The organism is Methanosarcina sp. (genome assembly GCF_049706645.1).
Taxonomy (GTDB): Archaea; Halobacteriota; Methanosarcinia; order Methanosarcinales; family Methanosarcinaceae; genus Methanosarcina.
In genome coordinates this window covers 108,877-123,532 of the sequence record NZ_JBNAKP010000021.1, presented here as the reverse complement: position 1 = coordinate 123,532, position 14,656 = coordinate 108,877, and the positions used below count along the sequence as shown (strand labels likewise).

The window sequence follows — 14,656 nt, the reverse complement described above, 5'->3', positions numbered from 1 at the left end:
GTCCCTTAAAACTCTATCTTGCAGTTCTCCTGGGGCATTTCTTTTCGTTTATTGGGACTGTAATTATCTTTCGAGTGTTGGGGTTTATCTACATCTGTATTCTTTTCATATCATATCTTATTTACCTGTCTGGAAAGCCTCTTGAAATAATCAAACAGCTCCTGACCCCATGAAAGGGCACTGGGTTCAGAACTCATAATGAATTGCTGGTCGAATTTCCCTTTTTTATCAAAAAGCCCTAGCAGCATTATCCTATCTGTTACGGTAACCTCAGTAAGTTTTATTCCTTCTTTGGAAACATACAGGCTCACGTTATCCATCTCCATTAACTCATTTATCATATTTGAGTGCTCGTTTGAAAGATGGTCCCAGACAGACTGGGTAAAATTCAGGGAAAGTTCGGCATCTTTTCTGCCGAGCTCAACGTACAGTGGAAGATAGGTGGGGTTGAAATAAGAAGCAAAAGTCGAAACTTGCTTTGCATTGCCCATACTGTCAATAATTTTGGGAGAAGGCTCATAGATATGGTTCAGGTCGGGCTCTATAAGGGTACAGTTCCCAAGTTCGGATATGCGTTCCAGCAGATGACGCGGGATTGAATTCAGGTCGTGGCCTGTCCAGTAAGAGTTGTTTTTCTCCACTACCTCAAGAGCACTTATCAGGGGTTTTATTTTCTTAATTATGAACTCTCCCAGGACTGTGAGTTTATACATCCTGTCTTCCTGTATGATAAGATCGTTATCTATCAGTTTCTTTATCTGGGGAAGGATCGAAGTGGCTGTAACATCTAGTGCGTTCCTGATTTCATCAATATTTTTTGAGCCGCTATCCAGCAATATAAGAAGGTTTTTTCTCTTGTCTGAGCGGAAAACAAGATCAATAAGTGAAGAATCCATGTTCTCTTACTTCCTGTTCTTCAGTAGCTTGCAGTTATAGCCGGTCCTTCTTTCCGGCGGCTGGTTCTTTGGCTGTTCATGTTCAAATTGAGCATTTCTCCGGCTTTTTCAATTAATCTTTTATCTGTAATCTATTATTTTTAATTAGTTGAAATCCAGGGGGTACAGACTCCTACTAAAATTATCTTCGTCTCCATTGGCGTCTGTTTCCAGCCAGGAGGAGAAAGATATTCCACGCTTGTGCTTATTTTTACTGAGCCTTCCGGAAGTCCAAAGTCTTTCATTGAATTCAGAATGATTTCTTCGCCAGTTTTATGAGAATATTCTACTGCCGTTCGATATTGCTCAAATTTTTTCCTTCCTGCGGGGGTAAATACCAGGAAATTCTGGTCAGGTTTTTCCATTGAGGAGGGCCTGATAATTATCTCAATTCTTTTAATTCCTTTTCCTACGAGAGCCCCAACTGCGTTTCCTACCCTGGCCTGTTCGGGAACTATAATCTCTGCATCAATAAGAGCCTTAATTTCCTCATAATAAGCCTTTACGGGGCCTCCGAGCAGGACTATAGGAATATTTAGCTTATACTGGACAGGAATTTCCTCCTCCAGCATTTTCTTTATCCCTTCTTTTCCCCTGCCTTCCATGATAAAGGACATCAGGCTGTAGACCATATTTTTTGCAACCTGGTGCTTTACTTTTTTGCAAAAGGCGTGAACTCCCATTTGAGTAAAGCGCGAAAGTTTTTTAGCTCCTATCTGAGAAGCTTCTACATCCCATTCGGTATATTCCCCAAGTACGTGCAGGGCATCGGTCGGTGTAAAACCTATAGCATGGATCACTCGCTGCTGGATCAGTGAATCAAGGACTGCCGGAGATGGGAAACGTTTCATCTTATTTAATATCTCGTGGATAGAGAGAGGTTCGTCTTTTATAAACTCAAGTAATTTTTTCTCGCTTTCTGTGGGATTAATGGGGTCTGCTCCAGTACTTACAAAGAATTTGGTGGGTTGAATATGCTCATTGAGCATGGTTCTCAGGGGCACGGGATTTCTTTCCAGTTTTTCCTTGAAGTTGGGGTATTTTACAGCAGCAAAGCAGAGAGGCATAACTCTTCTCGGGCCTATCCTTACGCATTTCTTAAACCATACATGGCTATCTCCTCCGTTTGCCGAACTCTCCATTTTTATCGCTTTTACGCGGGTTTGCCAGCCTCCTACAACTGCTCCTTTTTCACAAAGCTCCGGAACTCCCTTTTTTATTATAGAAACATCCGTGCTCGTCCCTCCTACATCGATTACGGCGCAGGTATCCAGTCCTGAAAGGTGAGAAGCTCCCATTATACTTGCAGCAGGGCCTGAGAATATGGTTTCAATGGGGCGCAGTTTCGCGCCTTTTATATCTATAACCGAACCGTCACATTTCAGCATAAGGACTTTCGCATCAAGATTTCTTTCCTTTATCTCGGCTGTGATGGAATGGATAAATTGACAGGTTATAGGAATTAACTGGGCATTTAAGACGGCTGTGGCTGCCCGTTCGTAAGCTCCAAGTTCCTGAGAAAGTTCGTGTCCGCAAACCACAGGATGCCCTGTCAATTTAAGGATTGTCTGCTTAATTTTGAGCTCATGCTCTGGATTTCTTGTGCTGAAATAAGAAGATACCGCAAATGCAGAGACTTTCTTTTTGAGGCTTACTGCGAACTCTTCTACGGCAGTAAGGTCCAGAGGTTGCAGCTCGTCTCCATTGCTGTCATGCCCTCCTTTTACAGTAATACAATAATTTGCGGGAAGTTCCCTCGGGACAGTATAGTCCCCTACAAGGATAAGGCCAACAGGATATCCTGTTCTTTCGAGAATGGTATTTGTCGACAGAGTTGTGGAAACCGACACAAGTTTTACTTTGCTGAGATACTCCGGATTCAGTTTGTCAATTGCATTTCGAATTCCGACCATAAGGTTCGGATAGGTGGTAATTGCCTTGCTGGTATCAAGAATCCGGCTGTCCGAATCTCTTAAAATTACAGCATCGGTGTAGGTTCCGCCTGCGTCAATACCCAGACTATATTGCATGTCAAAACAGCCCCATTTTTACTTTATGTTACGCAATTCAGGTCCTTTTTAGCTGTATACATCTTTTTATCCGGATTTGTGGAATTATTCCTCAAGATATATATCTCTGTTTATAATATCCGGCTACTCATGCCCCGATTTATCTTTATCCTTTCAGACCGTAATTGTGGTTTTAGGGATTCCTATCCCTACGAAAACAAGTTTTGTTTCCAGGGGCACATCAGTCCAGCCTCCTGGTGCCAGGTGCCTCCTGCTTACATCTATTTTTATATTCTCCTTTTGAAGTCCCGCACTCACCATGTAATCCATAACAAGCTGCCTTCCAAGCTTTTCTGCATATTCCACGGCCTCGGTATAAATTTCAAATTTCTTTCTTTCAGAAGGAGAGAAGACAATGAACTCATTTTTCGTTTCATACTGTAAGATATCTTCTGCAGCACACTTCTCGTGAGCCTCGAAATCCATATTTTCAGCTTCATCTTCGCGGGATATGGGGATAACTTTTGTTTTTATAAGAATCTCTACCCTTTTAATTCCTTTTCCAACAAGGGCTCCGACAGCATTGCCTACTTCGGCGTGCTCGGGAACTATAAAATCAGCATTAACAAGCCTTTTCAGATCCTCAACATATGCCTTTACGGGCCCTCCGAGCAGCACCACAGGGATTTCCACCCTGAAACGAGTAAAGTTCTTTCCTAGAAGCACCCTGTCAATCTCATTTCTTGGCATTCCCTCTATAAGGTAAGCAATAAGATCCTCGGCAATATTACGTGCAACCCTTCGTTTTGCTTCCGCACTGAACGCCTCTGGGCTCTGCTTCACTATTCTTCCAAGCATGGAAGCTCCGATTGTTGCGGCTTCCACATCCCACTCGGTGTATTCCCCAAGCACATGAAGGGCATCAGTAGGGGTAAAACCTATTGCCTGGATCAGCCTTTTCTGGATTAACGAGTCCAGCATCGACGGAGAAGGGCGTTTTTTCAGAGCAATGAGCAGGTCTCCGAAGGAAACGGGCTCTTTTCCGATATGCTTGTAGATCTCCCGCTCTCCTGCCCTCAACTCGATAGGCCTGAAGCCAGTCCTGACAAAAAATTTTGTTACCTGGATGCTCTCACAGAGATATCCTTTTGCAACCCTGTTATGTTTCAGTTTTTGCTTGAAACCGGGGTATATAACCGAAGCCCGGCAGAGTGGGATCACCCGGCGGGGGCCGATATAAATCCTGTCGTTTTTTACCCAGACATGGCTATCCCCGCCGGTTGCCGAGGTTTCCATACGGATTGCTTTTACGCGGGTTTGCCAGCCTCCCACAACGGCACCCGAATTGCTGAGTTGAGGAAGCCCGTTCACCATCATAGCTACATCCGTGCTCGTGCCGCCTACATCGATCATAGCACAGGTATTGAACCTGCTCAGGTGAGATGCACCCACAAGGCTCGCGGCAGGTCCTGAAAATATGGTCTCAATGGGTTTTTCCAGGGCTTCTTCTATTCCCACAACTGACCCGTCACATTTCAGCATCAACATGTTCGCATTTATGCTTCTGATTTCGAACTCCTTGACTATTGCCTGGATAAACTTGTGAGTAATGGGAATTAGCTGCGCGTTGAGAAATGCAGTTATAGCCCTTTCATAGGCTCCAAGATCCTGGGAAAGTTCGTGTCCGCAAACTACGGGATGCCCTGTAAGTTCCTTTACGGCTTGTTTGACAGCAAGTTCATGCTCAGGATTGCGGTTGCTGAAATATGAAGAAACCGCAAATGCCGAAACTTTATCTTTTACCTTGAGGGCAAATTCTTTCACGGAATCGAGGTCAAGAGCCTTCAGTTCTTCCCCGTCACTGTTATGACCTCCAGATACCGTGACCCAGTAGTCAGTAGGGAGTTTTTCGGGAATTACATAATCCCCTATCATAATCAGCCCTACTGGAAAGCCAGTACTTTCCAGAATGGTGTTTGTAGACAGGGTTGTAGATACGGACACCAGTTTAATGTCTTTAAGATACTCCGGATTCAGCGCGTCAATAGCGTTTTTCATTCCAGGCAGGGGATCGGGATAGGTAGTCAGCGCTTTGCTGGATTCGACCACAGATCCGTCCGAATCCCTAACAATAACTGCATCAGTATAAGTGCCCCCTGCATCGATTCCAAGACTGAAGTGCATTTTCAACCTCTTTGTGAATTATATATAATTTCCCAGGATTTTAGACAATTTTTAAATTCGGATAATTAAAATTTCTTTAGCATCGGTAAAATTCAGATTTTTCTAATCCAGCCGGTTTGAACCTGTTATATACATAAATTCTGGATAGCTGTTAAACATAGTAGTAGGTAAATGGATAGTTGCCAGGCTTTATGGATAGTTGCCAGACTTAAAAGCGATACCTTGACGATCTCCTGAACTCTCGATTCTCACGTCTGGTTTTTTCACATCATTATTACCATGTTATTATTTTATTTTTTCTATATTTTTTGCCTTGTCAAAATAAAGTTACATTTTTCTTTCTCTCTTCTTCCGAAGATCTGCCTTTATTTTTGAAAGCCTGCTTTTTTTCCGGGATGGGCTCGATTTTTATCAGTATATACGCATCTTCTGCAAAAGCTGTTTTCAGCCTCTCTTCTACGAGATTTGCAATCTCTGCGGCTTCGCAGACAGTCAGGGTGTCATTCACGCGGATACAGGCGTTGATTGCTATCCCTCTCCCTATCCTGCGGGTTTTAAGTTCCCCGGAACCCGTGACGTTTTCGGTTCTATCTATTATCTCCCTGATTCTCAGGTTATTTTCCTCATCAAGGGAAGCTTCTACCAGTTCGTTTGCAGTCCTGTAGAGAAGTCTGGCTGAAGTCCCAAGGAGATAAAGGCTCAAAAGAACGGCAGCGAAAGAATCGGCTATGTCAAAAGCTTTTCCAGGCAGGAGTGTGCATCCGGTGCCAACAATAACAAAGCCTGATATTAATAAGTTTTCTATGTGGATACAGGCCTTTAAGGAAACCTTTTTAGCCTGCAGCTCAGGGCTTCCTGTCAAAAAGGTCATAATATTTGTTAACATGAAGGCTGCGATTGCTGCATGGAACGCGATCATTTCCGGAATCTCGGGTTCTTTGCCCTGCAGAAACATGGCCAGTTCCACAAAACTCAGAGAAAGCGCACGAAAACCTGCAAAAAGAAGAATAAAAGCCCCTGCTCCCATGCAAAGGGTTGTGATTTTTCCGTGTCCGTAGTTGTAACTTTTATCCTCAGGCTTGTTTGCGATTGAAGAATCCAGAAGTCTCATATATTCATTGATAAATTCGGAAAAGGAGCGAACTGCATCAGTAAGAAGCAAAGTGCTGTTTGCCGAAAGTCCGGCGAGCAGTTTGAAAAGAGTGAGTGCCAAACTCAAAGCAAGCTCTGTATAAGATATCTTCCGGTTTTTGTCCAGTTTTTTATCCGCTTGCATTCGAAGTTCACCATTAACCAGTTTTTCCAATCTTCCTTCGTAAAGCGGACCTTCTTGTGCAGGTCAATAAAAAACGAAAAACGATTTATCTCTAAAAATTGAACAGGCCCTCGAGTGCCTGTATCTTTCTAGCGCGGTCATAATAACTGATTTTAGCTATTTTGACAGTAATATTGGGGAGGACTGGAAAACACAGATTTGTAAGCTGTGCTTGCCTGAATACTTAATTTGGGCTGCTTTTTCTGTTTTTTTCCTGCTATTTTTACGGGTTTCGTATAGATCTCGAGGTTGGCGCAGGTTTTTTTCCTCAGGTGTTCGAGGGTTTTCTCAGTAAATGCTGATTACTTCACTTTTAGAGTGGGATTACAGGTTTTCCATGGATTTCATTCATTACCATGCCTACAGCTATATACAGGGCCCCAAGACCCATAACAAGTCCTACATAGCCAGCGACTACAAGCAACCCTGCACTTCCGGTTGCGTTTACAACAGCCAGCAACATAAATAATAAGAATAACGTAAGAAATACAAACTGAAGGGCACGGACTCCGATTTTCATGGTAACTATCAGCATAACAAAGGTATAAACACCCCAGATAAAGAGATACGCGGCCATAGCAGTTCCGGATGAAGTTTCAGCCCAGCCGATTGCAGGCATAATAAGCAGTCCGGCCAGCGAGAACCAGAAAAGGCCGAAAGCTGAGAATGCAGTCCCTGCAAAAATATCTCCTTTTTTCCAGGACATAATTCCTGCAAACACCTGGGCAAACCCACCCAGAAATATTGCCATGGAGACGATCATTGATTCAACAGGATATATCCCTATGTAGCTCAGACTCAACAGGACTGCAGCAAGGCCAAGCCCGGTAAAGCCCAGAGGGGCAGCATTTGCAGTCTTATCGACTATTATGGTAGCAGTTCCTACGTTTTCGCTCATGATCTTTTTTCTCCTGAAGCCAGTTATATAAAAAAATAAAAAAAGAAGTTTAGGGCTTAGAGCCCGTAGTTTTCAGGTCTGAAAACTGCAACTTCCTGTTTGAATTTGGTCAGGTTGTCGCTCATGAACTTGTCAGCATCGTCGGTGAGGACTTCGAGGTCAGCCTTAACCTTTGCAAGAGCACTGGTTTCGAACCTTGTAAGTCTGAGCTTGCCGGAGTTGGCACCTTCTTCGACAATGTTGCAACATTCGATTGCAGCGTTCTTTGCACGGAGGTAGTTGTTCTCTCCGTCCTTTGCGATTGCCTGTCCGATCCTGTAGGCGTTGTCGTAGGCGAGCACATAGCCCTGTGGGTCTCTGAATTTGTCAGAGAGCACGAGAATGTCTCTGAGATCCTTTGCCTTTCCGGTCTTAAGGGCAACGTTCATCATGGAACAGTCATATGCCAGGGTTTCGGACCAGCACTGAACAGTTGTACCACCGAATTCACCGTGGTATTCAACGGATTCGTTGGACCACAGGTCACAGCACTGCATGACCAGGTTACCCATGAGGTCAGAGTGGGCACAGGTTGAGGTCTTACCTTCCTGAGTAATCGGGACACCTGCAATGGACTTTATGATAGTGTTTTCATATCCGCAGTCCTTTCCGGGTCCTACTGCACCGGCTTCATATGCACAGAGAGATCTTGCTGCAGAGATTGCCCTTGCAACGATTGCAGTTGTGTGGGCAAGGTTCTTGTCAAGCAGACCGCCTGCGATGAACATTGCAGTGTTTGCCTGGGCACAGTCAGTGTCACCAGCGGAAACAGTGCCGGTCTTCTTTGCAATGTCTGAAATGTCTTTCCAGACCATTTCCATGTCCATGCTGCCGAGCACGCCGATACCGAAGAGGATACCTGCAGTGTCATTTCTCAGGATAGAGTAGTCGAAAACTTCCTTACCACCCATGCTCTCTACGGAAAGCAGGTCTGCACCATTTTTGGCAACTTCTTCAAAAGCTTCTATAAAGACGCTGTACTTGTCTCCCCTGAGCTGGAGATAGTCACGGTCTTCACGGATGTCACCGATTGTGTGGCGGAGTGCGCACTTTATGCCGTATTCGTCATGGTATTCTTCCATGATGGTCTTCTGGGCGTGTGCAACAGCGCCTCCCCACTCGGGGTTGTTGGACATCTGTTCTACATGTTCGGTTTCAAGCACCACGGAAGGAGCTCCGATCTGGACCATCCTTGCCATGATGTCGGTGGTGATTCTCTCGTATTCTTTTACGAGTTTGTCTTTGGATTTGCCTGCCTGAGGCCTTGGGGCATAGTTAACTTCGGGGGATGTGTATCCAGCACCGATCTCGAGGCCAAGCCCTGCCTTTACCGGGAATTTTGATTGCCCGAAAAGCAGATCATCTGCATTAGCATAAGCCATTGAAGTGTATTTTTTTACCATTCTTGCTCCCTCCTTAATGCTTGTGGAATTCCTCTCTTAATGCTGTGATATCTGTAGTACCTGCAACGATTGCGTCAGCAATCTTGGGGGCGTCTGCAGCTTCTTCACCATAAACTCCGAGTTCATACTGGGCAACGAAGTCCTGGTTCACAGCACCGCCACCGCATGCGAATGGGATCTTTATTCCTTTCTCAAGGAGTTTGTCGTTGATTTCCTTGAATGCATACATGGTGGTTGTCATGAGGGCAGTACCTGTGAGCATAATTGGCTTTTCGTTTGTAACTGCAGTGATTACTTCATCTACAGGAACATCTCTTCCAAGGTCAATTACTTCGTAGCCGTTTGCTCTTAGAAGGGCAGCAACAATGTTCTTTCCGATGTCATGGACGTCGCCTTCTGCAACATGGCAGACAACCTTGCCCTTTGGTTCAGGGACTTCTGTGGTCTGGGTCTTGCAGTAGTCGATACCTGCCAGCATAGCATCAGCTGACATCATAACGTTCGGGAGGAAAATGATACCATCATCGTAGAGCTGGGTTACAACTCCCATGCCTACCATCAGGGCATCATCGATAAGGTCGATTGGCTTCTTGCCTGCATCGATTGCGGCTTTAAGTGCGTCAACCACGTCATCCTCTTCTCCCTCGTAGATTGCTTTTGCAACCGGGTAGATGAGTTCATCCTTCGGGTAAAGCTCTTCTGCGGCTTCGTCAGGTGTCATTTCCTTTTCGAGGGCGACGTTGTAGCGTACTAATATGCCGTCGATGTCTTCCAGTTTCAAATCCAACATATTTTAACCTCCATTTAACAAAAAGGTCTCGGATTGCTCAGATCGTTGACCCTGCAAGTTACATCTCCCTGAAGTTTTCAAGCTTTTATTTGCCAGACACTTCTTGAATACAATGTCAATGAATTCGAAAACCTCCAGATCGAATTCCTTCCATTGGGGGGGTTTGGATAACCTTATGGTGATGTGCTGATCTTTCAGCAAGCTGAATTTAAATCCTCTATCCCGTTTTTTAGCTCTTTTTTTAAGGGCTTTTGAATCTCCAGGTTCAGAGATCTTCTATTTTCCGATTCCTGGTCCTAAAGGATCTTTTTGTCCAGTTAATTTTGATAGATGTACTCCCTTCAGTATTCCGGGATGCACTTGCAGATCACAGTTAGATTTAATTACATATACCCTCACCGATGTTAATTTTTGAATTGCTATAATTTTATAATTCTCTCCTCAATTTTCTCTGCAAATGATTTTATAAAAAAGAAGATTTTTTTTGTTCCCATTAATCTAAACAATAGGATCAAAATTTATAGGGCAATTAATCCCATTTCAGGGAGATTTTTGATTGCAGAGAGTGAAGATATGGAGGTTTTTGTTTTGAGCACCGGAGGTTATCAAGTGGATTTGTTTTTTACTGGAGATTTGAATCAGGCAAAATAAGGTGATCAAAGTATATTTTTGAAAGCGCACAAGTGAAGTTAATATTCCCCTAAGTTTTTCCCAGGGCTTCCTTAATTTCTTGCTTTCTGCGGGAAATATATCAAAGCTTCCAATACTCAGATCTTTTAATTATCCTGGAGTTTAATTTTATTGGAGTTTTTGCCGTTTTTCAATCCTTTTTTTAAACAGAGGCGAACCATTTTCCTGGCAGGTTATTCGGTCTCTGTCTTTAATTTCTTCCTAAGCAGGCTTCTTTCAAACTATGTGAAATTTTACTGCTCACCCAAAGCCAGGTTCTTCCGAATGGCTGGAAGAGTACCTTACTTCTCTATTTGTGAGGTTATCTTGCGGGCAAGGGCCGATGACCATTTTATGGTATATATAGTTTTTGTGTGTCAGGTCATGACTGTCCTGAGCCGGAAACTTCCTTCCTCCCAGAGTTGTTTCGCTTAAGAAACTATTGTTACCTGGGTATGCCCTGGACTGCCACTTCTCACTTTTCAAAAGGAAAGCCGCTTTTTCTTCAGTTGTCTGCTTATTGAGAGCTTTAATAAACCCATCTGGGGCAAGCACGTTACCGCAGAAAGTACCTTTACTCTTGACTGAGATTCTCCTTCTTTTCTATGGACTTCATTTTAGGGATTTTTTTCGCAGAAGTTACACTTCCCTTTACAAGAGTTTCCTGACACCTGAAAGAAGGCTTAATTTGACCAATGAATTCGGAGTTCAGCCCTTCTGTCTTAATTCTTATGCTTTCCAGAATCTACTCGGAAACAGAAATCGCTGTTCTGATGAGGTCTTCTGTGAAGCGATTTCAAACTAAGATTAATAAGCCGAAACCCCAGACATTTGAATTGAGTTTTTCATTTCCAGAGTCATTTTTCTCCCTCTGGTTTCTTCCAGCAGTCCGAGCAATTTATCAAGATTTTCTCCTCCCTGCCGGGCCGAAAAATGGATGATTCTTGCTTCAGGGTTTAATTTGCGCAGGAACAGGCAGATTTCCAGGAGTTCTTCACGGTTATTTATAAGTTCTACTTTATTGATGCCCAGGATCTCAGCCTCACCTATCTGGCTTTTCATGAAGTTCTGTAGTTCGCCTGTTTCCCGGCTCAGGCGGTCAGCATCCACAAGATTCACGATCGGGGCAAAAGTTATTCCCAGGATTCCCATATTCTCAATATTTTTTTTTATTTGTCTAGGAAAAGCTATTCCCGTGGGTTCTATTATAATAGTGTCCGGATTGTAAGATGCAATGAGGTTTCTCAGGGTGTATTCCATGCTGATTTTCAGGGTACAGTAGACACAGCCGCTTGTAATTTCCCTGGTTTCAACCTCCCCTTTCGGGATCATATTTCCATCGTTCCCTATTTCTCCTATATCGTTAACGATAACTGCCACTTTCTGCCTCTGTTTTCCCAGGTGTTCAACAAGTTTTCTTATCAGTGTGGTTTTCCCGCTTCCCGGGAAACCTCCGATTAATATACATTTCATACCTCTACACCTTCCATAAGTTATGCAAGAGTCCGAATCACTTCTGGGTAATGACAGTGTCTCTAGAGGGTGCTGAAAACGGAGAGACACTGCCACCAGCATTTAAGGAATTTTTTTGGATTTATCTTCAGAACTCTTACTCCTTTTGACTCTATGATTATCAATTAGGATACTCTCAATTGTATATAGCTTAACCGATGGTGTTTTTCTATTGAGGTGCAATATTTTCTCCCTTTAAAAATAAGCTTTTCCTGAAATTTCATGCTTGCCTGAATTTTCCAACATATTGCATTTTCAATAATACAGGAGGGATAACAAAACACCGCAGGCTAAAAAAAAGAAGTCATTAAATATTGAAGGGCATTGAAAATTTGAAGGCTTGACTTGCATATTTAATACAGGAATCCATAGTCCTGAAATCCAGAGTTTTGAAGAGCTCGATCCTGCTTGCAGGTCAATAGGATTTATAAATTCGGTGCAAATCAATAAATGAGTTCTCTTTTCAATATACTTTAAATATAATCTTCACAATATATATTATGTATTATCATAAATTAAATATAATCTTCACAATATTAATCTAGTTCTGGTTGAAAATTATTCCCTGTCTTTAAGACGAGGATGTTTTATCAATTGATACACGGATATATATCTCTGAGCAGGCCCGAATAAACAAGAATAAATCTTATTGTTTCTAATATTGATTAGCGCGATACGCATCGATTGATAGAAACGCTTTTTATTTCATCATCTCTTGACTAAAGGCTGAAACTATGCTGCTCCATAATTGTGATGGGTTTTAGGGCAAATTCTGGCGAATTTGTTCCGGTTTAGACAATATATGAGTAATTGGAAGCTGATAAACATGAGTTCCCTTATAGACCTGATTTTTTTCTCTGAAAAAAGAAAAAATCTTCTTGTTCAGTTAGCTAACGGGCCGATGGATATTAACGAGATAAAAGAGGTTCTTAACGTAAACTCCTGTGCTCTAATGCCTCAGATTAAAAAACTGAAAGATATGGATATGATAGTTCAGAGGGGAAGTGTCTACCAACTTTCGGATATAGGAGCAGTAATCGTTGAGAAAATGCTCCCTCTTAAATCCGTTCTTGACGTTTTTGATGGAAACAAGGACTACTGGTCAAAGCATGACAGGGCTCCTATTCCCAAACACCTGATTAAGAAAATTGATATGCTGGAAAAATGTAACCTGGACGAACCTAATCTTGACCACATTTTCGAGTTTCCAGGGTATTTGCGTGACAGGCTAAATGGTTCAAAAACTATAAAATCCTTTTACTCCTACTTCTGTCCTGATTGCCCCTCGATCCATGCCTCCTGTGCGGAAAATGGGGCCGAAGTACAACTTATGCTCGATGAAAAAGTATATAACAGATTTAAGAACGACTTTGAAGAAGAATACAATGTGTTGCTTGAAAACAATGTATCGCTTTATATATACTCCGGCAAAATAAGGCCCTCTTCCTTTATGGTTACAGATAATTTCTTGATGCTGAAACTTTTCGGAAAAGAAGGGGAATTCGATCACAGGAAGATCACAAGTTTTACTCCGAGTGCCATAGAGTGGGGCAATGAACTGGCTCAGTATTATATAGACCGTTCCATGAAGATCAATTAAAACAATGAAGGTTAATTAAAACTACAAAGATCAATTAAAAACCGAAGATCGACTAAAAAATATTTGAGGAAAGTAAATTTTTCCTCACGTGTTTATTCATCTCAGTCCCACTCGTCAACTTAATCTTTTCTTTTAATGTTCGAAATCTTCTGTATATGCCCCCGATCTCCATGATTATCATTCTCATGGTGCCTGTGTTCGTGGGTGTGGTCAGGCTCGGGTTTATTCACTTTTACTTTCTTTCTCTCAAAGACTTCCTGTACCGAATCGTTCACAGCGTCTTTAACGGCTCCCTTCTCAACGTTTGAGATTGCTGAAAGGATTTTAAGTGTAGGGGCAGCTCCTTCCTTTGATTTGATTACATCTTCTTGGGGCTCCTCATAGTATATAGTAACACTCTGTTTCACGGTTTCTAACCCATTGTCCAGGAAGAGTTTGATGTGCCCTACGAATTCAGGGTTTAGTTTCAGCACCTTTGCCTTTATTGTGTTTATCAGTTCGGTCGTTAATTCCCTGGCAGCCTCAGTGCTAAGATTTTCGTTTTCAACTGCAAATTCTGCGGCATAACTGCCGACTTTTGAGGCTTCAATCGAACTTTCGGTCTCCTCCGGAGCAAAAAGTTCACCTTCTCCTGTTACTTTAGCTCTCGGGACTCTTTCGGATACTTCTTCAAGATCGGGGAGCACTATCCGCATGAAATTTTCGAATTTTTCGCCCGTATCCTTTCCTGAAAGCATGACTACTCTGGCACTCGGATTCAGCTGCTGCACCGATGCTTCAAGGATCGGAAGTCGGATAGGCTCTATCAGGTCTATCTTGTTTATCCCGAGAATTTCCGCATCAATAATCTGCCTCATTGCAAATTCTTTTACTTCTTTCATAAGGTGCTTGAAACGGCTACCGTCAATCAGGGTCACAAGGGGAGCGACATTTACCTGCTCGCCCAGGTTCATGAGTTCGATTTCGTCCCTTATTATGTGCGGGAAGGCTATGCCTGTGGGTTCGATCATCAGGATGTCAGGGTTATATTCCTTTGCAAGAAGGGTAACGGTTGCCCTTAACCCGACTTTCAGAGAACAGCAGATACATCCGCTTGTGATCTCTTTCGTATCGAATCCGAACCTCTTTATCACGTCTCCGTCAATCCCGATTTCCCCTATCTCATTCACGATAATGGCAACTTTTTTCCCTTTCTCTGCCAGGTATTTGCCCATATTGATGATGGTGGTGGTTTTCCCGCTTCCCAAAAAGCCCCCCACTACAATGACCTGCACGTTTTTTCCTCCCTTCGTGTCATTTTGC

At 43.0% G+C, this 14,656-nt stretch carries 11 protein-coding genes; 1 reads left to right on the top strand and 10 read right to left on the bottom strand.

Going from position 1 to position 14,656, the window contains the following annotated elements; translation table 11 throughout:
- Positions 1–110: 110 nt before the first annotated feature.
- The 9 genes from ACPK8D_RS09035 to ACPK8D_RS08995 form a co-directional block, all read right to left on the bottom strand.
- Positions 111–896 (bottom strand): helix-turn-helix transcriptional regulator, encoded by a 786-nt coding sequence (locus tag ACPK8D_RS09035; protein ID WP_424717523.1) that lies wholly within the window; start codon positions 894–896, stop codon positions 111–113.
- A 140-nt stretch (positions 897–1,036) separates the two neighbouring features.
- Positions 1,037–2,965, bottom strand: a complete 1,929-nt coding sequence (locus ACPK8D_RS09030; RefSeq protein WP_424717522.1) for a hydantoinase/oxoprolinase N-terminal domain-containing protein — start codon at positions 2,963–2,965, stop codon at positions 1,037–1,039.
- A gap of 153 nt (positions 2,966–3,118) precedes the next feature.
- A complete protein-coding gene (locus tag ACPK8D_RS09025) occupies positions 3,119–5,128 on the bottom strand; it encodes a hydantoinase/oxoprolinase N-terminal domain-containing protein (RefSeq protein ID WP_424717521.1) in 2,010 nt (669 codons plus the stop codon).
- Positions 5,129–5,444: 316 nt separating this feature from the next.
- Complete coding sequence (locus ACPK8D_RS09020; protein WP_424717520.1) at positions 5,445–6,404, bottom strand: cation diffusion facilitator family transporter; 960 nt, start codon at positions 6,402–6,404, stop codon at positions 5,445–5,447.
- Positions 6,405–6,756: 352 nt separating this feature from the next.
- A complete protein-coding gene (locus ACPK8D_RS09015) occupies positions 6,757–7,341 on the bottom strand; it encodes an acetate uptake transporter (protein WP_424717519.1) in 585 nt (194 codons plus the stop codon).
- A gap of 56 nt (positions 7,342–7,397) precedes the next feature.
- A complete protein-coding gene (gene mtaB, locus ACPK8D_RS09010) occupies positions 7,398–8,783 on the bottom strand; it encodes a methanol--corrinoid protein co-methyltransferase MtaB (protein ID WP_424717518.1) in 1,386 nt (461 codons plus the stop codon).
- Positions 8,784–8,796: 13 nt separating this feature from the next.
- Positions 8,797–9,573, bottom strand: a complete 777-nt coding sequence (mtaC, locus tag ACPK8D_RS09005) for a methanol--corrinoid protein MtaC (RefSeq protein WP_424717517.1) — start codon at positions 9,571–9,573, stop codon at positions 8,797–8,799.
- A 930-nt stretch (positions 9,574–10,503) separates the two neighbouring features.
- Positions 10,504–10,797 (bottom strand): hypothetical protein, encoded by a 294-nt coding sequence (locus ACPK8D_RS09000; protein ID WP_424717516.1) that lies wholly within the window; start codon positions 10,795–10,797, stop codon positions 10,504–10,506.
- Positions 10,798–11,049: 252 nt separating this feature from the next.
- Positions 11,050–11,715: a GTP-binding protein gene (locus tag ACPK8D_RS08995; protein WP_424717515.1), complete on the bottom strand. Its 666-nt coding sequence runs from the start codon at positions 11,713–11,715 to the stop codon at positions 11,050–11,052.
- Between the two features lie 865 nt (positions 11,716–12,580).
- On the opposite strand from ACPK8D_RS08995, the gene ACPK8D_RS08990 reads away from it, so the two are divergent.
- The gene (locus ACPK8D_RS08990; protein ID WP_424717514.1) at positions 12,581–13,354 is read left to right on the top strand and encodes a helix-turn-helix transcriptional regulator; all 774 of its coding nucleotides are present in this window, start codon (positions 12,581–12,583) and stop codon (positions 13,352–13,354) included.
- A gap of 119 nt (positions 13,355–13,473) precedes the next feature.
- Here ACPK8D_RS08990 and ACPK8D_RS08985 read toward each other — a convergent pair whose 3' ends face one another.
- Positions 13,474–14,628: a GTP-binding protein gene (locus ACPK8D_RS08985; RefSeq protein ID WP_424717513.1), complete on the bottom strand. Its 1,155-nt coding sequence runs from the start codon at positions 14,626–14,628 to the stop codon at positions 13,474–13,476.
- Between the last annotated feature and the right edge of the window lie 28 nt (positions 14,629–14,656).